The organism is Mesorhizobium sp. WSM4842 (assembly GCF_055901575.1).
Window position 1 is genome coordinate 3,542,479 of the sequence record NZ_CM148372.1, and the last position, 19,484, is coordinate 3,561,962.

15 protein-coding genes are annotated in these 19,484 nt (G+C 64.3%); 6 read left to right on the forward strand and 9 right to left on the reverse strand.

Annotation, left to right across the window (positions count from 1 at the left end; translation table 11 throughout):
* Positions 1-48 precede the first annotated feature (48 nt).
* The 4 genes from AC0NIE_RS17185 to AC0NIE_RS17200 are packed head-to-tail and all read left to right on the forward strand — an operon-like array spanning position 49 to position 4,131.
* Positions 49-1,617, forward strand: a complete 1,569-nt coding sequence (locus AC0NIE_RS17185) for a sugar ABC transporter ATP-binding protein (RefSeq protein WP_473485166.1) — start codon at positions 49-51, stop codon at positions 1,615-1,617.
* Positions 1,614-2,594 (forward strand): ABC transporter permease, encoded by a 981-nt coding sequence (locus tag AC0NIE_RS17190; RefSeq protein WP_352960493.1) that lies wholly within the window; start codon positions 1,614-1,616, stop codon positions 2,592-2,594. The genes AC0NIE_RS17185 and AC0NIE_RS17190 overlap by 4 nt, the downstream gene beginning before the upstream one ends.
* Positions 2,591-3,577 carry an ABC transporter permease gene (locus AC0NIE_RS17195; protein WP_095493095.1) on the forward strand — a complete coding sequence of 329 codons (987 nt, stop codon included), beginning with the start codon at positions 2,591-2,593 and terminating at the stop codon, positions 3,575-3,577. The genes AC0NIE_RS17190 and AC0NIE_RS17195 overlap by 4 nt, the downstream gene beginning before the upstream one ends.
* Positions 3,578-3,603: 26 nt before the next feature.
* Positions 3,604-4,131: a gluconokinase gene (locus AC0NIE_RS17200; RefSeq protein WP_473485167.1), complete on the forward strand. Its 528-nt coding sequence runs from the start codon at positions 3,604-3,606 to the stop codon at positions 4,129-4,131.
* Positions 4,132-4,172: 41 nt separating this feature from the next.
* Here AC0NIE_RS17200 and AC0NIE_RS17205 read toward each other — a convergent pair whose 3' ends face one another.
* Entirely contained in the window at positions 4,173-4,622 is a 450-nt protein-coding gene (locus AC0NIE_RS17205; RefSeq protein ID WP_029351604.1) for an RrF2 family transcriptional regulator, read from the reverse strand.
* A gap of 255 nt (positions 4,623-4,877) precedes the next feature.
* Positions 4,878-5,864 (reverse strand): sulfate ABC transporter substrate-binding protein, encoded by a 987-nt coding sequence (locus AC0NIE_RS17210; RefSeq protein ID WP_473485168.1) that lies wholly within the window; start codon positions 5,862-5,864, stop codon positions 4,878-4,880.
* Between the two features lie 251 nt (positions 5,865-6,115).
* Between AC0NIE_RS17210 and AC0NIE_RS17215 the strand changes: the two genes are divergently transcribed.
* Both AC0NIE_RS17215 and AC0NIE_RS17220 read left to right on the forward strand, forming a co-directional pair.
* On the forward strand, positions 6,116-6,391 hold the full coding sequence (locus AC0NIE_RS17215; protein WP_123152028.1) for an antitoxin: 276 nt from the start codon (positions 6,116-6,118) through the stop codon (positions 6,389-6,391).
* Positions 6,388-6,783, forward strand: coding sequence for a PIN domain-containing protein (locus AC0NIE_RS17220; RefSeq protein WP_473485169.1), 396 nt, complete (start codon positions 6,388-6,390; stop codon positions 6,781-6,783). The genes AC0NIE_RS17215 and AC0NIE_RS17220 overlap by 4 nt, the downstream gene beginning before the upstream one ends.
* A gap of 13 nt (positions 6,784-6,796) precedes the next feature.
* On the opposite strand, the gene AC0NIE_RS17225 is transcribed toward AC0NIE_RS17220, so the two are convergent.
* From AC0NIE_RS17225 to AC0NIE_RS17255, 7 genes are all read right to left on the reverse strand, one after another.
* Complete coding sequence (locus AC0NIE_RS17225; RefSeq protein ID WP_473485170.1) at positions 6,797-7,837, reverse strand: sulfate/molybdate ABC transporter ATP-binding protein; 1,041 nt, start codon at positions 7,835-7,837, stop codon at positions 6,797-6,799.
* A gap of 15 nt (positions 7,838-7,852) precedes the next feature.
* Positions 7,853-8,737, reverse strand: coding sequence for a sulfate ABC transporter permease subunit CysW (gene cysW, locus AC0NIE_RS17230; protein WP_473485171.1), 885 nt, complete (start codon positions 8,735-8,737; stop codon positions 7,853-7,855).
* A complete protein-coding gene (cysT, locus tag AC0NIE_RS17235) occupies positions 8,730-9,581 on the reverse strand; it encodes a sulfate ABC transporter permease subunit CysT (RefSeq protein WP_473485172.1) in 852 nt (283 codons plus the stop codon). The genes cysW and cysT overlap by 8 nt, the downstream gene beginning before the upstream one ends.
* Positions 9,582-9,613: 32 nt before the next feature.
* Positions 9,614-10,642 carry a sulfate ABC transporter substrate-binding protein gene (locus AC0NIE_RS17240; protein ID WP_473485173.1) on the reverse strand — a complete coding sequence of 343 codons (1,029 nt, stop codon included), beginning with the start codon at positions 10,640-10,642 and terminating at the stop codon, positions 9,614-9,616.
* Between the two features lie 241 nt (positions 10,643-10,883).
* Positions 10,884-11,540, reverse strand: coding sequence for a M15 family metallopeptidase (locus tag AC0NIE_RS17245; RefSeq protein WP_473485174.1), 657 nt, complete (start codon positions 11,538-11,540; stop codon positions 10,884-10,886).
* Between the two features lie 67 nt (positions 11,541-11,607).
* Positions 11,608-13,713 (reverse strand): penicillin-binding protein 1C, encoded by a 2,106-nt coding sequence (pbpC, locus tag AC0NIE_RS17250; protein ID WP_473485175.1) that lies wholly within the window; start codon positions 13,711-13,713, stop codon positions 11,608-11,610.
* A gap of 198 nt (positions 13,714-13,911) precedes the next feature.
* The gene (locus AC0NIE_RS17255) at positions 13,912-19,392 is read right to left on the reverse strand and encodes an alpha-2-macroglobulin family protein (RefSeq protein WP_473485176.1); all 5,481 of its coding nucleotides are present in this window, start codon (positions 19,390-19,392) and stop codon (positions 13,912-13,914) included.
* Positions 19,393-19,484 lie beyond the last annotated feature (92 nt).

Consider the following 19,484-nt stretch of genomic DNA (forward strand, 5'->3'; position numbering starts at 1 on the left):
ATATCCCGCGGCGCCGGTCCTAACGAACAAGCGCCTTGGGAGGGGCCGATGGACGGTGCGGTTCCGCTCTTCCGCATGGAGGGCATATCCAAGCGCTATGGCGGTGTGCGGGCGCTGGAAAAGGCCGAGCTTTCGGTTACACCAGGCAGCATTCACGCCATTCTCGGCGAAAACGGCGCCGGCAAATCGACGCTGATCAAGGTCATGGCCGGCGTCGTCGCGCCTGACGAAGGCCGCATGATGCTGGACGGAAGCGAAGTGACCTTCGCGTCGCCGGCCGCGGCCAACCAGGCCGGCATCGTCTGCATCTTCCAGGAACTGTCGCTCGTCCCCGAACTCAGCGTCGCCGACAACATCGTCATTTCCGATCCCCCCAGGCGTTTCGGCATGATCGACCGCAAGGCGCAGCGCCGCATAGCAGAAGAGGCCCTCGCTCGAGCCGGCGCTGCCGACATCCATCCGCTGGCGCTGGTCAAGGATCTTCCTCTTTCAAGAAGGCAGATGGTCGAGATCGCCAAGGCGCTGGCACGCAAGCCGCGCATCCTGATCCTCGACGAGGCGACCTCGGCGCTCACCGCGGCCGACGTCGCGAAGATTTTCGGCGTCTTGAAGCGGCTGCGCTCGGAAGGGCTGGCGCTGCTCTACATCTCGCATCGGATGAACGAGATCGCCGAGCTAGCCGACCAGTGCACGGTGTTCCGCAACGGCCGCAACGTCGCCAGCTACGCGGCAGGCACGAAGAGCGACAATGAAGTCGTCGAGCTGATGATCGGCCGCGAATACAGCCATATTTTCCCAACGAAGCCGGTGCGCGCGCCGGCTATCACCGCTCCGGTACTGGAGGCGCGAAAACTGTCCTGGACCGACAGGCTGGACAATATCTCGCTCACGGTCGACGCAGGCGAGGTCGTCGGCCTCGGCGGCCTCGATGGCCAGGGCCAACGTGAATTGCTGCTGGCCTTCTTCGGCGTGCTGCGCGGCCTCAGCGGCCAGATATTGATCGATGGCAAGCCGATGGCGATCGCCAGCCCGGCCAAGGCGCGGGATGACCGGGTCGGCATGGCGCTGATCCCGGAGGATCGCAAGACGGAAGGTCTGATGCTGCCTATGACGGTGCGCGAAAACCTCTCCTTCGCCGCGCTCGACCGGCTGTCCAGGGCCGGCATCATCGACCGTGCCGCCGAGCAGCGGCTGATCGACGACATGGTGGGTCTGCTGGCGATCAAGACGGCAGGCCTCGACATTCCGGTCGGCGCGCTGTCCGGCGGCAACCAGCAGAAGGTCGTCATCGCCAAATGGCTGATGCGGCAGCCGCGCATCATCCTGCTCAACGACCCGACGCGGGGCATCGATGTCGGCACCAAGCAGGAACTGTATCAATTGATGCGCAAGCTTGCCGACCAAGGCGCGGCGATCCTGTTTTACTCGACCGATTATGACGAGCTGATCGGCTGCTGCGACCGGGTGCTGGTGCTCTATGACGGAGCGGTCAAGCGCGAGCTGGTCGGCGCCGAGATCACCGAGCGGGCGCTGATCGCCAGCGCGCTCAACATCCATGGCGAAGAGATGCCTGTTAGAGGCATGGCGAAGACGCCAGCCCGAGGAGCGGACGCGTGAAGGATTGGCGCTATTGGCTTGCCGAACAACGCGGAACGCTGCTGGCGTTCGGCATCTTCATCGTGATGTTTACGATCTACACCTCGAACCATCCGGCCGGCTTTACCGCCAATGTCGTGCAGACGGCTTCCAACAAGGGCGTGCTGCTTGCCTTCGTCGCCATGGCGCAGACGCTGGTGGTGATCACCGCCGGCATCGACCTTTCCGTCGGCATGATCTTCCTGCTGACCAACTGCCTGGCCTCATGGCTGGTCATCGGCACCGGCATCGAGACCGCGCTCGGCGTCGTCGCGGTGCTCGGCACCGGGCTGCTGTGCGGGGCGATCAACGGCGCCATCGTCATCTACGGACGGCTGCAGCCGATCGTCACAACGATCGCCACCGGCGCGGTCTATTTCGGCATTGCGCTGCTTTTGAGACCCTTCCCGGGCGGCTCGGTCAACGAGGATCTCGCCGACGCGATGACCGGGCGGCTGTTCGGCGTGGTGCCGGCGAGCCTGGTGGTGCTGCTGGCCGTCGTGCTCGTCGTCTGGGTGCCGTTCAGCCGGTCGGTGCTCGGCCGCGCGGCCTATGCTGCGGGATCGTCGGAGATGGCGGCCTACATGTCCGGCGTGCCGATCCGCCGCGGCAAGTTTGCCGCCTATGCGCTGGCCGGCCTGCTGGCCGCGATCGGCGGGCTGTTCCTGACCTTCTTCACCTATACGGGCGAGGCGGCCTATGCCAGTGGCAATGCCTATACGCTGTTCTCGATCGCCGCCGTGGTGCTTGGCGGCGTCTCACTGTTCGGCGGCAAGGGCAGCGCCATCGGCGCGATTTTCGGGGCGCTCGCCTTCCGCACCATCGGCGACCTGCTCTTCGTTTTCGATTTCGATCCGCTCTGGCAGCCGCTGTTCCAGGGCGTCATCCTGCTGATCGCGGTCAGCCTCGGCGCCTTCGCCCTGTTCAGGGTCCGCAACCGGCTGGAGTGGTTCCTGTGAGCGAAACGACCGTTGGTGGCATCGCTGGCCGCATGCCGAAATTCATCCGCCGCGCCGACCCCGCGGTGCTGACCGCCTTTGCCTGCATCGTGCTGCTGCTGTTTGTGGGCAGCCTCTATTCGCGCAGCTTCCTGTCGCCGGAATATCTGCTGCAGCAGCTCAAGGTGGCCTCGTTTCTCGGCGTCATCGCCACCGGCATGATGCTGGTCATCCTGCTCGGCCAGATCGACCTGTCGGTGCCGTGGTCGGTGGCGGCGGGCGCGATGATGGCCTGTGCGGCGGCCGCCTACGGCCCGGTTGGCGTGGCGCTGGCGATCCCGTTCGGCATTTTCTGCGGTGTCGCGATCGGCATCGTCAACGGCATCGGCGTCGCTTACCTGCGCATTCCCTCGATGATCATCACGCTCGCCACCAATGCCGTCGCGCAAGGGCTGATGGTGGTCTATACGGGCGGTTTCTCGCCGCAGGATTCGGCAACCCCGGCGATGCGCTATCTGGCGACCGGCTTTGCCATTCCGGGCGTGCCCAACGCGGTCGTCATCTGGGCGCTGATCGGTGCTGCGATGGTTTTCGTGCTGACCCGCACCGGCTTCGGCCGCACGGTCTACGGCATCGGCAACCGCGAGCGCGCCGCCTACCTCTCCGGCATCGACACGCGGCGCGTGGTGCTGATCGCCTTCGCCGTGTCCGGCGGGCTCTCCGCCTTCGGCGGCGTGCTTCTGGCCGGCTATGCCTCCAAGGCGGCGCAGTCGATGGGCGACGCCTATCTCCTGCCGTCGATCGCAGCGGTCGTGCTTGGCGGCACCTCGATCCTCGGCGGCCGCGGCTCCTATCTCGGCACGGTCGCTGGCGTCATCCTGATCACGCTTTTGCAATCCATTCTTTCGGTCATGCAGATGCCGGAGGCGGGCCGGCAGATCATCTACGGCGTCGTCATCGTCGCCATGCTCCTGCTTTACGGCCGCGCGCCGGCCAGCCGCTGACCCGCATCGTGGACGAAAAGGCACAAATGCAGAGGGATGCCGTCCGGTCCGCACCGGCCGTCGTGGTGATGGGCGTCGCCGGTTGTGGCAAGTCGGCCGTCGGCGAAGCGCTGGCCGCAGCGTTGGGTGCCATCTTCGTCGAGGGCGACCGGCTGCATCCGCCGGAAAACGTCGCGCGTATGGCAAGAGGCGAGCCGCTGACCGACGCATTGCGCGAAGGCTGGCTCGACGCGATCGGCCGGCGCATTGCGGGATCGATCGGCGAAGGGCAAGGCGTGGTCGCCGCCTGTTCGGCGCTGAAGCGCAGCTACCGCGAACGTCTGCGCGGTTTTTGCCAAGACATCGTTTTCCTCTATCTGGAAATCGATCCCGCGACCGCAAAGCAGCGTGTCGGCTCCCGCCAGGGCCATTTCATGCCGGCAAGCCTGGTCGACAGCCAGTTCGCCACGCTCGAAGCGCCGGCAGCCGACGAGAACGCATTGACGCTCGATGCGACGCGCCCGGTCGCCGACATCGTCGGCGATGTCTTGAGCCTGTTTGAGGCGAATTCATGAGCCGGCTTCGCCGGCGCGGATCCCGCTTTAGCGGCGGCTGATTAGATCTGCGACGTCAGTTCGACTGGAAAATCGTCATTGTCGGCGTCGCGCATCGCGGCGAGGCTGCGATTATCCAGCACCTCGGCGATCGCCTGGCGCACCTCCAGCATCATGTTCCGGACCTGGCATGTCGCTTCGTCGCAATCCTCGCAGCGCTGATACTGGGTGCGGCTGGCGCAAGGGATTGGCGCCAGCGGCCCGTCGAGGACACGCACGACATGGCCGATCTTGATCTCGGAGGCCGGCCGGGCGAGGCGATAGCCGCCTTCCTTGCCCTTGCGGCTCTGGACGAAGCCGGCATTGCGCAATTCGCCCAGAATGGCATCCAGGAATTTCTTCGGGATGTTGTTGGCGACGGCAATGTCGTTGACGAATGCGAGCTGGCCGACCGGCAAGCCTGACAGATGCACGAGGGCCTTGAGGCCGTATTTGCCTTTTTTGGTAAGCATGCCCGATTCAGTTCATGAAAACCCCAACCGCCCCGCATCTGGCGGTTGTTTGTGTGTAAATCATGACGTTTTGGTCGCGCGATGCAGTTTCGCGAAAACAAGCCGTCCGATGGAACGGTAGGCACAAACACGTTGATTCTTCGTGACGTTTTGGATGGTCCGCCCCGAAAATGCGCGAAATCACCTTTCCGGACCGCGAAAACGAAGAAGGCCGGCAAAAGCCGGCTTTCTTATCACGTTCGAAGATTGCTTGCTTCAGCGGCTACCATAGGTCTGGTCGAGCAGTCCGCCGGCTGCGAAATGCTCGACCTTGACCTTGGCCCAGCCGCCGAAGACGTCCTCCACCGTCAGCAGGCGGACATCGGGAAACTCGGCCTTGTATTTGGCGGCGACCGCCGCGTCGCGAGTCCGCAGGCCGTTGCGGGCGGCGATGTCCTGGCCCTGCGGCGTGTAGAGGAAGTCGAGATAGGTCTTGGCGAGGTCACGCGTGCCATGCTCGTCGGCGACCGTATCGACGATCGCCACCGGAAACTCCGCCAGCAGGCTGACCGAGGGTGTCACCTGCTCGAACTTGTCATCGCCATACTCCCTGCGGACGCCGCGCGTTTCCGACTCGAAGGTGATCAGCACGTCGCCGATCTCGCGCTGCACGAAGGTGGTGGTGGCGGCGCGTCCGCCGGAGTCGAAGATCGGGACGTTGTTGAACAACTTGGTGACGAATTCCTTCACCTTGGCGTCGTCATCCTTGAAGGCCTCCTTGGCGTAGGCGGTGGCCGCCAGATAGGTGTAGCGCGCATTGCCGGATGTTTTCGGGTTGGGGAAGATCACCTGGACGTCGTCGCGCACGAGATCGTTCCAATCCTTGATGTTTTTCGGATTGCCGGCGCGCACCAAAAAGGACGGCAGCGAATAGAAAGGCGAGGCGTTGTCGGGGAAGTCCTTCTGCCAGTCGGCGGAGATAAGACCCTTCGAGACCAGGAAGTCGATGTCGATGACCTGGTTGAAGGTGACGACATCGGCGCCGAGGCCCTCGGCAATGGCGCGCGCTTGCGCCGACGTCCCGGCATGCGACTGATCGATGGCCACGCCGGGGTGCTCTGATATGAAGGCCTTGTTGACCTGCGCAAACAATTCGCGGCCTACATCATAGGACGCATTCAGCAGTCTGTCGGCCGACCAGGCTTGGGAGGATGCCAGGAACAGGCCGGCCAATGTGGCGACGCCAAGCAAAAATCGCTTCATGAAAACAGGCCTCCAACGCAGTGCGCTTATTACCCAACCATAGCGGCAAGGCATGATGGGCGACGAGACACGTAGAACGGCTTCGCCACATCATCGCGAGAAAAATGTTCCCATTCCGGGCCGTCGCTAGGATTTTCTTTCACGCAGGGCGTTCGAGGCTCACCTGGGCAGCGGTGCCCATGTGCTGCAAGACGATTGCGTCATGGCGTAATCTGGCATATACAAATGGTATATACAAAGGAGCCGTCGCCATGCCCCAGCGCCGCCATTCAACAACGCCACCGAAAGAGGCGAAGCTGTTTCGCAACAATCGCAGCCAAGCGGTGCGCATTCCTGTCGAGTTCGAGCTCCCCGGCGAAAAGGTCTTGATCAGCCGTGAAGGCGACCGCTTGGTCATCGAGCCGGTCCGCAAACCTGGCCTCACGGGGCTGCTCGCGCAGTGGGCGAAAGAGCCGCGGCTCGGTCCCGAGGAGGACTTCCCCGAGATCGACGATATGCCTGTCAAATCCGAGGATTTTTTTAAATGAGGTTCATGCTGGACACGAACATTATCAGCGACATGATCCGAAACCCGGCAGGCAGAGCCGCCAGCGCCATCCTGCGCGTGGGAGACGCCGCCGTGTGTACCAGCATCGTCGTCGCCTCGGAACTGCGATATGGCTGCGTCAGGAAAGGATCGGTCATGCTCAAGAAAGTCGAGGAATTGCTGGCTGAGATTCCTGTCTTGCCGCTCGATGTGCCGGTGGATGTCGAGTACGGCGCGATTCGCGCCGAGTTGGAACGCATCGGCCAGACCATTGGCCAAAACGACCTTTTTATTGCTGCCCACGCCTACGCACTGGGCACTACCCTGGTGACGGCCAACACGGCAGAGTTCAACCGGATCAAAGACCTGAAGGTCGAGAACTGGCTGGTGTAGGCCGGATAGAGGATCAAGCAGCCGGAAAAAGCTTCCAGCGCCGCGGCCTGAACGCCACCCGGCTTTTCTGCGCCGCCGGATGGTCGACGGGCAGCTCGATCTCGACCCGCTGACGCTCGCCGCCGATTTCGAGTTCCACCCGTCTGGTGCCGGCGACGCGGCGGCTGGCGGCGACCGTGCCGGCGATGCAGCCATTGCATTCCTCCACCAGTTCGACATCGTGCGGGCGGAAGAACAGCGTCGCTTCGCCTTGCGGTGCATGCGGCGCGGACAGCCCGATCGGGCGGTCGGCGATCCAGACCTGGCCGTCCTCGACCTTGACGGGAAGCGCGCTCGATTCACCGATGAAGCCGTAGACGAAGGGCGAGTTCGGCGTGTCGTAGATTTCATCGGCGGTGCCGACCTGCTCGATGCTGCCTTGGCTCATCACCACGACGCGGTCGGCGAGCTCGAGCGCTTCTTCCTGGTCATGGGTGACGAAGACCGTGGTGTGGCCGGTGGCGTCGTGGATGTCGCGCAGCCAGCGGCGCAGTTCGCGGCGGACTTGGGCATCGAGCGCGCCGAACGGCTCGTCGAGCAAAAGCACGGCCGGTTCGATCGCCATGGCGCGGGCAAGCGCCACACGCTGGCGCTGGCCGCCGGAAAGCTGTGCCGGATAACGCTTCTCCAAGCCGGAAAGCTGGACAAGGTCGAGAAGCTCGGAGGCACGGCGGCGGATTTCCTGCGCCGACGGCCGCGACGGCCCGTGCCGAACTTTTAAGCCAAAGCCGATATTGTCGGCCACCGTCATATGGCGAAACAGCGCATAATGCTGGAAAACGAAGCCGACATTGCGCTCCTGGATCGACTTTTGCGACGCATCCTCCTCGCCGAAGAAGATCTTTCCTTTCGTCGGCCGCTCCAGCCCGGCTATCAGCCTGAGCAGCGTTGTCTTGCCGGAGCCGGAAGGCCCGAGCAGCGCGATCAACTCGCCGGACTTGATGTCGAGTGAAACGTCGTGGAGGGCCGGAAACCGTTCAAACTCCTTGCGCACGTTGGCAACGCGAACTTCCATCAACCGTCCCTTTTTTCAGTGTCCGCGCGTCGCGGCGATCTCGGCGCCGTAGCGCATTTCGAGAAGTGTTTTCAAGACCAGCGTGACGAGCGCCAGGCCCGCAAGCAGCGAGGCGACGGCGAAGGCGGCGGCGGCATTGTACTCGTTATAGAGGATTTCGACATGCAGCGGCATGGTGTTGGTCAGCCCGCGTATGTGGCCCGACACCACCGACACCGCGCCGAACTCGCCCATGGCGCGGGCATTGCACAACAAGACGCCGTAGAGCAGCCCCCATTTGACGTTGGGCAGCGTCACGTACCAGAACGCCTGCCAGCCATTGGCGCCGAGCGACAGCGCCGCCTCCTCGTCGCCATTGCCCTGTTCCTGCATCAAGGGGATCAGTTCGCGGGCGACGAAGGGAAAGGTGACGAAGATGGTGGCGAGCACGATGCCCGGCACGGCAAAGAGGATGACGATGCCATGCGACTTCAGCCAGGCGCCGAGCAGGCCTTGCGCGCCGAACAACAGCACATAGACCAGCCCGGAAATGACCGGCGAGACCGAAAACGGCAGGTCGATGAGCGTGGTTAGGAAGGCCTTGCCCTTGAACTCGAACTTGGCGATCGCCCAGGCGGCGGAGATGCCGAAGACGATGTTGAGCGGCACCGAGATCGCCGCCACCAGCAGTGTCAGGTGGATCGCCGAGCGCGTGTCGAGGTTGGTCAGCGCCTCCGTATAGGCACTGAGGCCCTTTGCGAAGGCTTCGTTGAAGACGACGATCAGCGGCAACAGCAGGAAAATGCCGAGGAAGGCAAAGGTCACGATCATCAGCACGGCTTTCGCCGGGCGGCTTTCGGTTACTGCCGCCGACTGGCTTTCGTGGTGCGGTGTGTAGGATTTGATCTCCGGATCAGCCATAGCGCTTGCGGCTCCACGTCTGCACCAGATTGATGACCAGAAGCATCACGAACGACAAAGCGAGCATGATCGCCGCGATCGCGGTCGCCGCCGCATAATTGTATTCCTCCAGGCGGATGACGATCAAAAGCGGCGCGATCTCGGATTTGTAGGGCAGATTGCCGGCGATGAAGATGACGGAGCCATACTCGCCGACACCGCGCGCGAAAGCCAGCGCAAAACCGGTGACGATGGCCGGCGCCAGGCCCGGAAGCAGAACCCGGGCGATGGTCTGGAAGCGATTGGCGCCGAGCGTGGCGGCCACTTCCTCCACCTCCTTGTCGATCTCCTCCATAATCGGCTGGACGGTGCGCACGACGAAGGGCAGGCCGATGAAGATCAGCGCGATGACGATGCCGAGCGGCGTGTAGGCGACCTTGATGCCGAGCGGCGCCAGCAGGCTGCCGAGCCAGCCATTCGGCGCGTAGAGCGTGGTCAGTGCGATGCCGGCCACCGCCGTCGGCAGCGCGAAGGGCAGGTCGACCATGGCATCGACGATTCGGCGGCCAGGAAAGCTGTAGCGCACCAGCACCCAGGCGACGATCGTGCCGAAGACGACATTGACCACGGCGGCAAAGAAGGCGGTGCCGAAGCTGATTTCAAGCGCATTGATGGTGCGGCGGTCGGTGGCGATCGCCCAGAAATCGGCCCAGCCGAGCGCGGCCGATCGCCAGATCAGCCCCGACAGGGGAATGAGGATGATGAGCGTGAGGTAGGCAAGCGAGAAGCCGAGCGTCAATCCGAAACCCGGAATGACGCTCGGCTGTCTGAACCGCCACCCCGCCTTGGCGGGTGCTGTGGTCATGTCGTCCTGATCTAGAATCTAGCTTACTGGGTCTACTGGGCCGGCTTGTAGATCTGGTCGAATATACCACCGTCGCCGAAATGGTAAGGCTGTGCTTTCTTCCAACCGCCAAAAAGCGGATCGTCGATGGTAATCAGCTTGATCTCAGGCAGTTTGGCGAGGTCCTCCGCCGGTACCAAATCGGGCTTCGACGGGCGATAGTGGTTCTTGGCAATCAGCGTCTGGCCTTCCTTGGAGTAGAGATAGCCTAGATAGGCTTCAGCGACTTTTCGCGTGCCCTTGGCATCGACATTGGCGTCGACCACGGCGACCGGCGGCTCGGCCAGGATCGAGGTCGGCGGGTAGACGATATCGAAATTGTCGGCGCCGAATTCGTCGAGCGCCAGATAGGCCTCGTTTTCCCAGGCCAGCAGCACGTCGCCCAGGCCTTTTTGCGCGAAGGTCACCGTCGCACCGCGCGCACCGGTGTCGAGCACCGGAACATGGGCGTACAGGTTGCCGACGAATTCCTTGGTCTTGGCCTCGTCACCGCCATCCTTGGCGTTGGCATAGGCCCAGGCGGCGAGATAGTTCCAGCGTGCGCCGCCCGAAGTCTTGGGGTTCGGCGTGATCACCTGGACGTCATCCTTGACCAGATCGCCCCAGTCGTGGATGCCTTTCGGGTTGCCCTTGCGGACGAGGAAGATGATGGTCGAGGTGTAGGGTGCCGAATTGTTTTCGAACTTGGTCCGCCAGTCGGGATTGATCGTCTTCGATTTCTCTACGATGGCGTTGATGTCGCCTTCGAGCGCTAGCGTCACCACGTCGGCGTCGAGGCCGTCGATCACGGCGCGGGCCTGCGCGCCCGACCCGCCATGTGACTGCTGGACGGTTACCGTCTCACCGGTCTCGGCCTTCCAGTGGGCGGCAAAAGCCTCGTCGAATTGCTTGTACAACTCACGTGTCGGGTCATAGGACACGTTGAGTATGGTGGTATCGGCAAACGCGAAACCGAGCGTGCCGAACTGGACAGATGTGGCAACCAGTGCGCCGAGCAGTTTCCTGAAACGAGGATTGGTCATTTCCGCCTCCGTTGAGATCACCTCAATCTACTGAATTGGTAGAAATTAGATGCATTCAATGTTGCTTTTTTTGGCCTTGTGAAGCAATTTTTCGCCGACCTTTGGCCTCATGAGGAAATTCTTTCCTCGCAACGCTGCGGTGCGGATTCGGGCTCATGAAGCGATCTATCTAGAGACAGGTCGCGTCTCGGCAATGGCTGGATGTGGTGCGAGCGCGAATTGCCTTCGCAGCGGCCAGCGTTTAGTCGGCGGTCACGGGAAAATCGAAGCGCTGCTTTGGAAATGGCTCGTTTTCCAGCGTGAAGTGCCACCATTCGCGCGCATAATTCCTGAAGCCGCCGGCGCGCATGGCCTCGACAAGCCTCTTGCGATTTGCGGTTGCTTCCCCGGCGAGCGGACGGTGCGCCGTTTCGCTCATCGGGTCGAAACAGTCGAAGCCGGTGCCGAAATCAAGCGTTTCGGCATCTGATACACCGCAGGCCTGTTTCGGAGCGGTTTTGCGGTCGGCTCGCGCGATGGCGACATCGACGGTCGAGCCGCGCGAATGCGTCGATAGTTCGCCGACATAGCCTTTGGTGATGAGGTCCTTGCGCTTGACCGTCGGATACCATTGCGGGTCGGGTGGTCCGCCTTCCCCAGTCCATTCGCCCATGTCGGAGACGGCGCGCGCCGGGCGGTAGCAGTCGAACACGACCAGCGTCAGCCCCTCGGCGGCAATCGCTTTCTGGACTCCGGAAAGCGCTTCCGCCGCTCGCCCGGTGAGGATGCATACCGGCGCGTCGTAGCCGGCTGCCTTGCGGTGCAGGAAATTATCTGTGCGGGCGTAGCGGATGTCCTGCCGGATGGTGCGATCGATGTCGGCCAGCCGAACGAAGCCGGCGGGGAGGTCTGCGGACAAGACAGGGGCGGTACCGGCAGCCGACAGCAGGGCGCAAAACGCAATGCGCTGAATCGCTTGGCGCATTCTATTCAACGAACACTTTCACGCTGGCCGCGCGCCCGGCCGCGTCGATCACGGTCAGGGTCGAATAGCCGGCGCCGTCCGGCTGCCAGGTCGCGGTGCGCCGCCGGTCGATGCCGACCAGCGGCTTGCCATTGGCCAGCCAGCGGAACGGGGCGCGGCCGCCTTGCAGCTTCAGCACAAGCGGCGTGGCGTCGGCGGCAGTGGTGCCGAGATCGACGCGGGCGCCGTCGGGCGGAAAAATGATCGTCGGCGCGGGCTCGGTCGACGTCGCCTGGACCAACCCGTCGGCGCCAGAACCGAAGCGCGCCAATGTCACCGGCAGTTCGTCGCGCCTGGGTCTGGCGACGCCGGCCGGCTGGCTTGGCAGCGGCACGGTAGCCAGGCCGGAGCGGACAAAGCCCTCGAACAGGATCGGTGCGGCCGAGACATAGCCGGACAGGCCAGGCACCGTGCCGGCATCAGGACGGCCGACCCAGACGCCCAGCACGTAGCGCCCGTCGAAGCCGACCGACCAGGCATCACGGTAGCCGTAGGAGGTGCCGGTCTTGTAGGCGATGCCGCGCCGGGCGGCACCCTCGGGCGGCTTGACGCCCGACAATATGTCGGTGATCTGCCAGTTCGCCTGATCGTCGAGGATGGAAGCGGTGGAGCGTTCGGCATTCGCCGGCTCGGTGCCGTCATGCAGCGTGTGCGCCTTGCCGCCATTGGCAAGCCCGGCATAGAGCTGGACGAGGTCGCGCAGCGTCACGCCGACGCCGCCAAGGCCGATGGCGAGACCCGGCGCCTTGTTGATGGGCAATATCGGCGCGACGCCGACTTGGCGGAAGCGCGCGAGCAGCCGCGCCGGCCCGACCGCGTCGAGCACACTGATCGCCGGCACGTTGAGCGACAGTTGCAGCGCCTGCCGAATGCTGACGTCGCCCTGGTAGTCCATGTCGAAATTCTTCGGCCGGTAGCCGGAAAAATCGGTCGGCCTGTCGTCGATCAGTGTTTCCTGCGCGACCAATCCCTGTTCGAAGGCGAGCCCGTAGATGAACGGTTTCAGCGTCGAACCGGGCGAGCGGACGATCCTGGTCATGTCGATCCAGCCGGAGCGGCTGGCGTCGAAATAGTTGGCAGAGCCGACTTCGCCGAGGATCTCACCGGTGCGGGCGTCGGCCAGCACCATGGCGACGGAGAGGCGGGGGCCAAGCCTGATTGCGGCATCCCTGGCCACCTGTTCCAGCCCTTCCTGGACGCTCTTGCGGATCGTCAGTCGCAGCTTCTGGCCAGGAACGGCCCTGGGCAGCATCGCATTGGAGGCATGGGCGGCGAGCGCCGGCAGCGTGCGGCGGATGGCGGAAACGTCGTCGAGCGCGGCGCGTGCGGCCTCGCGCTCGCCGAGCAGGCCTGACGAAACCATCCGCATCAGCACCCGGTCGCGGGCGGCGTGGGCGATTGAAAGGTTGCGGTCGGGCCGGCGCTTTTCCGGCAATTGCGGCAATGCGACGAGCAGGGCCGCCTCCGAGACCGTCAGCCGCTTCGGCTCCTTGCCGAAATAGGCGAGCGAGGCGGCGCGCACACCTTCGAGATTGCCGCCATAGGGGGCCAGCGTCAAATAGCGTTCGAGGATCTCGCGCTTGGTGAGCCGCCGCTCGACCTGTAGGGCGCGCAGCATCTGCTTGACCTTCGAGCCAAGGCTGCGGCTGTCGCGCGGTTCGGTCAGCCTGGCGAGTTGCATCGACAGTGTCGAGCCGCCGGAGACGATACGGCCATTGGCCACGAACTGGCCGGCGGCGCGGGCCAGCGCCAGCACGTCGACGCCTTGATGGCCCCAGAAGCGCTTGTCCTCATAAGTGACCAGCATGTCGACGAACTGCCTGTCGACCTGATCGAGGCGGGTCGAGAGCCGCCAATAGCCGTCCGGCGTGGCGAAGGCCCGCAACAGCTGGCCGTCGCGGTCCTGCACTTCGGTCGACACCGTGAGTTCGGCCGGCAGCGGCGGCGGAAAGGCGCGGTCGAGCTGCCAAAGGGTGGCGGCGGACAGGACGAGGAAGCCGGCGAGGGAGGCGGCGGCGATGGCTGCTCGGCGCAGGAATTTTTTGGAGAGCACGGCGCTGCCCCTCATCCGCCTGCCGGCACCTTCTCCCCGTATAGTGACGGGGAGAAGGGGGCTGTCGCGACCCTTGGCGGCTTTTCTGCGACGTTCGAGGCTGGCGAAAACTTCGGCGCAAGCTTCTTTCTCCCCGTCTCCTTACGGGGAGAAATGCCCGGCAGGGCAATGGGGGGCAGCGCCATCGCCATGTTCCTGTTCGCCATCTTTGCCTTACGGCGCCTTGACCTCCATCATGCCGGTCGCGGTGCGTGCCGAATATTGCGGCCGGTACATGTCGTCGACAGTTGCCGCCGGATGGGCAAAGGTGCCCGGCGTCACCGCGCGCACGACATAGGCGAGCGTGATGTTGCGGTCGCCGTCGCCATCGTTCGGATTGAAGGCCGCGACGAAACGATCGTCGCGGAATTCGAGATGGGCGGCGTCGGTCTGGGCCAGCCAGGAGAAGTTCGATAACTGGGCGCTGGAAACCAGGCCCGGATTGTCGATCTCGAAGCCGGCCGGCAGCAGATCGGTGATCACCAGCCGCGACGGCCATTTGTTCTGCTCGTAGACCTTGAGCACGACGACATAGCGTTCGTTCTGGGTCGCCTCCGTGACATTGGCTTCGGTGCCGTCGAGCTTGTAGTAGGTGCGGCCGATGGTGAAGCCGTTGCCGCTGGCCGGCAGCGGCTGGATCGGCGAGGCCACCGTGGTGACGACTGCCTGCAGCGGGTTGCTGCCGGTGTTGGCGACGGTCAGTGGACTGTCGGCAAGGTCGCTGCCGGCGATCTGGTCCGAATAGGCGCCGGCATGCGGCGCGCCGTTGATGGTCAGCGCGATCGAATCGTTGCCGGCCTTCAGTGCGCGGGCCGCCAGCAGCATCCAGGACTCGTCCTGCGTGCTGGTCCATCTGACGGCGGCGCGTTCCTGCGTCACCCGCTTGATCAGCGCCGGCACGATCGTCGGTACCGGCTTCGATTCGGCGGCGAGCGCCAGCATCGCCGCGCCGTCACGCAGCGGCGAGCCATAGTCGGACCTGTAGTAGTCGTATGCGGAGGTCGACTGGGCCAGTTGCAGGGCGGCCTGGAAGGCGGCTTCCGAGCGCTGCGTGTCGCCGTAGAGCGCCAGGCCCGCCGCCAATTGGGCGACGGCCATCGGGCTGGAAAAGGCTTCGAGCTGTGTGTCGGCATAGTAGCGCAGATCGCCGATCGAGGCCTTCTTGTTGCGGGCCAGCACATAGAGCGCATAGGCGATCTCACTACCGCGATCCTTGACGTCCTGGTCGTAGCCGATCGCGTTTTGCAGATTGCTCAGCGCCTGGTTCATTGCCTGGGCCGGCACGTCGTATTTCTGCTCGCGCGCCCGGGTCAGGAAGTCGGTGACATAGGCGTCGAGCCACAGGTCGCCGGAGCCTGGACCCCACAGGCCGAAGCTGCCGGCCGAGGCCTGGTAGCTCAGCACCTTGTAGATGGCGTCCTGGATGCGGCCATGCAGGTCGGCGTCGCTGGCCATGCCGACGCCCGAGGCCATCTCGTTGACATACAACAGCGGCATGGCGCGGCTGGTGGTCTGCTCGGCGCAGCCATAGGGGTAGCGGTCGAGCGTCATCAGGAGCGACGGCACGTCGAAGGCCGCCGCCTGCGAAACGCCGACGCTGACCGAAGCGCCGTCGAGCAGGCTTGCCGCCAGCAGCTCCTTGTCGACGCGCAGCGACCCGCCATTGCCCTTGAGGTCGACCACCATGCGGGTGGTCACCGGCAATTGCGCCGGGCGCACCGGCACATAGAGCGTCTGCTCGACAGCGGTGCCGTCGGCATGGGCGAGCTTGATGGTGATCGAGGCGTCACCCGGCGTTTCAGCGATCAGCGGCACGGTCAGCGTCTGCCGCTTGCCCTTGGCGAGCGTCAGCTTTTCGGGCAGGGCGGCACTGCCGGTCGAAAGATTGCCGGTGGTATCTATCGACAGTGCATAGTCGCCCTCCGGACCGTCGGTGTAGGTGACATCGAGCCGCATGACGGCCGAATCGTCGGGCGCCAGGAAGCGCGGCAAGCCGGCGGTGATCACCACCGGATCGCGCACGATCACGTCGGACTGGGCATGGCCGACCCCGTCCTCGGTCCAGGCGACGGCCATGACGCGCACGGTGCCGTTGAACTGCGGGATGTCGAAGTCGATCCGCGCCTTGCCGTCGGCATCGAGCTGGACCGGACCGGAGAAGAAGGCGACCAGCTTTTCGGTCGGCGGGTTGCCTTGCGACTGTATGTTGGCGCCGTCGCCGCCGGTGCGCAGCTTGCCTGACGTGCCCAGCGAGCCGTCGATCAGGCGGCCGTAGAGGTCGCGTACTTCAAGGCCGAGCATGCGCTGGCCGAAGAACCAGGTCTCCGGATCCGGCACCTTGTAATTGGTCAGATTGAGAATGCCGACATCGACGGCCGCGACCATGACATAGGCGTTGGCGCCCGGCTGCACGCCGGCCACGGAGACCGGGATCGACAGCTGCTGGCGTGGCATGGTCTTGTCCGGCGGCGCCAAGGTGACGGCGAGCTTCTTCGAGCCCGGATCGACCTTCAGCCATTTGACGCCTATGGCGCGCGCCGGCATGCGGGTTTCCTGCGCATCGCCCGGCCTGAACAGCGTTGCCGTGACATAGGCGCCGGCGCCCCAGTCGTTGCCGACCGGGATGTCGATGGTGCTACCGCCGGCCGGCACGCTGGCTGTGACGGTCTTCAAGAGTTTGTCGGCGCCGATGCTGACGAGCAGCTCGCCGGCAAAATGCGGCGACACTTTGAGCTTGGCCACTTCGCCCGCCGCGTAGTTGTCCTTGTCGAGGGCGATTTCCAGGCCGTCAGGCGTTTCGGTTGTGGTGGAGCTGACATACCAGCCGGCGTCGAATTCGTAGCTGGTCGCCGGGCCTTCCGGGTCCGAGGTCTCGATTTCGAGCCGATAGCGGCCCCAGTCGACCGGCAGCGAGACGGTGGCCTCGCCGTTAGCGGTCAGGTCGACCTGGCCATTGGCCACCGACTTGGTGAAAGTGACCGGCTCATAGTTCCAGGAATTGCTCGAGCGGTACCATTGGTAATTGCGTTCGACCTTGACCAGCGACCATTGCGCGCCCTGCAACGCCTCGCGCTTGCCGTCGGGGTCAACGGCTATCAGGCTGAACTTTGCCGTGCCGCCTTGCGGCACCTCGTCACCGTCGAAATCCGGGCGGATGCCGATCATGTGGCCTTGCGGCCGGATGCCGATGTTGAGCGAGCGCTCGACGGCGCGGCCGCCGGTTTCGCGCATCCTGACCGTAACCTTGGCATCGACCAGTTTGGTGGTCGAGGGCAACTGGTCGACGGAAACCGGGAAGGTTGCCTTGCCGTCTTCACCGACCACCGGCAGGCCGGTGAACGGCGTGACTGACGGTTCCGCCGACTGCTCGTCGGCGAGGCCGAAGGAATAGCCCTTGAAGCGGTCCCAGTCGCGGATGGTCGACAGCGTCAGTTCGCCTTCGAGCGCCAGCCCCGCGGCCGGCGCGCCATAAAGGAAGCGGCCGTCGACGGTGACGATGGCAGTTTCGCCCTGCGCGATCTCCGGCTTGTCGGAGGACAGGTCGAACTCGATGCGATCCGGCACGAAATCCTCGACCAGGAACATCTGGCTAGCGACCGCCGCCTGCTTGGGGTCGGTGTGGATCGCCACCGTCCAGGTGCCGCGCATGGCATTGGGGTCGAGCGGCAGGTCCACGGCATGGCCGCCGGCCGACACGCCATCGCTGACGATGCGGCGGTTCTCGACGCCGTCGGGACGGGTGAAGATGAAGGTCAGCGGCAGGTTCTCGACCGCCTTGGCCGCGCCATCACGGGCAAGCGCCGCGACATGGACGTCCTCGCCGGCGCGGTAGATGCCGCGTTCGGTCCAGGCATAGACGTCGAGCGCGCCCGGCGCCGGACGCCCGGTGACGCCACGATCGGAAAGATCGAAGCCGGCGCGGCCCATGTCGAGGAAGACGAAGTCGCTGTCACCCTGCTTGGCTGTCAGCACGGCTGGGACCATGCCGCCGTCGCCGCGCGTCAGTCCAGGGTTGAAGACGGCGCGGCCTTCCGCGTCCGTGGTTGCGGTGCCAAGGATTTCATTGTTCCTTGCCAGCAGCGTCAGTTCAGCACCTGATATCGGCTTGGCGGTTCCGAGCGAACGGGCAAAGACGTTCAGCCCATCCTGCCCGGTATAGGTCGACAGGCCGATATCGGAGACGACGAACCATTGCGTGGCGCGCGAATCATAGTCGTTGTCATTCTCATCGACCGGCTGCGCGGTCAGCACATAGACGCCGGGCTTGCGCTGCGGCAGCGCTTCGTTGACCGGGAAGGAGGTGGTGACTTCCTTGTTCAGGTCGTTGGCGATGTCGAGCTGGCCTTGCCAGACCGGCTCGCCCATCTGATCGGAAATGTTGGAGATGTCGTAGCCGTCAAGCTGGCGCAGGAACTGATAGCCGGACAGAAGCTGGGTCAGCGAGCGGTCGCCGATGCGGTAGAGCTTCATTTCGGCGACGTTCATGTTGACGGTGACGACCGGGATGCCGCGGCGCGCGCCGGCAGGCAGCACGAAGCTGTCGCCGGTGAAACGGGCGGACGGAGCGCGGTCCTGCACATAGATCGACAGCACCACCGGGGTGGTGATCACCTCGCCGATGGCGGCCGGCAGGCCGGGGCGGAAGGTCACGTCGTAATGCTGGCCGTGCTCGAGCCCCTCGACGCAGATCTGCTTGTCCTTGGCCTCGACACCCTTGGGGGCGGCGTTGTCGACGGTGACGAATTGCGAATAGTCGACGCCGGTCTTGATCAGGTCCTCGGAAAACTGGGCGCAGATGCGCGGCGCGCTGGTGTCGGCGTCGACCGTGTGATCGACGACGCGGAAGCCCTTGCGGGCCTTGAGGTCCTGATAGGCGGCCGTGACCCAAGGCGAACTTACCAGCGCGAGGCTCGCTTCGTAGGCCTGCAGGGCCGGCCGGGGGAGGTCGCGGCGGTCGAGCCCGTCGCCAAGCAGCGCCAGCGCTTCGGCGCGCGTTTTTGTGGTGCGCAGCAATTTGTAGGCGTTGAAGCCGGCGGAAGTGGCGTTCGCCGGCAGGGAGGACGCCTCCGCGCTGTTGGCGATCGGCTGCACGGCGAGCGTTTCCCGCGCCAGTTCGAGCCAGAGCTGGCCATCTTCGGGCAATACCGAAACCAAAGCCTCGTATTTTTGGATGGCCAAGCGGTGGTCGCCGGTCTGCGACGCTTGTTTTGCCGCCTCCCGCAGCGCCGTCAGCCCTTCGGTGGGCTTGGTGTAGGCCAGGCCCGTGAGCCTGTTGCGGTATTGCTGGGCCTGGTCGGCCATCCAGGCGGGGAAGAAGGCGAGGTCCGGCGGCGCGCCGATATCGGGGTCGCCATCGACGTTGACGACCTTGCCGGCGACGGCGCCGTTGAAGGGCTTCAGCGTGTTATAGTCGGATTTGAGAAAGCACCATTTGACTTTGGGGTTATAGGTGAAGGCGCGGCAGGCGGGATCGCCGAGACATGTCGTCTTGCACTGGTCGAGGCTGACATTCTGGTCGGATCTGAGATCGAAACCGAAATAATCGGAATTGCCCGATGTCACCACCCGGCGCGCTTCGGCCGCTTGCGCGACACTGCTCCAGGCGAAAAAGAGAAGAAAAAAGATCGACAGACCACGAGCCGCGCGCATTGCCATAACACCCTCCAGACACTGCTTACGTTACGTCTACGTTTCGTCCAGACATGTTCAAGCTCAGTCACGCTTGTCAACACGAGGACGCGGCAGGT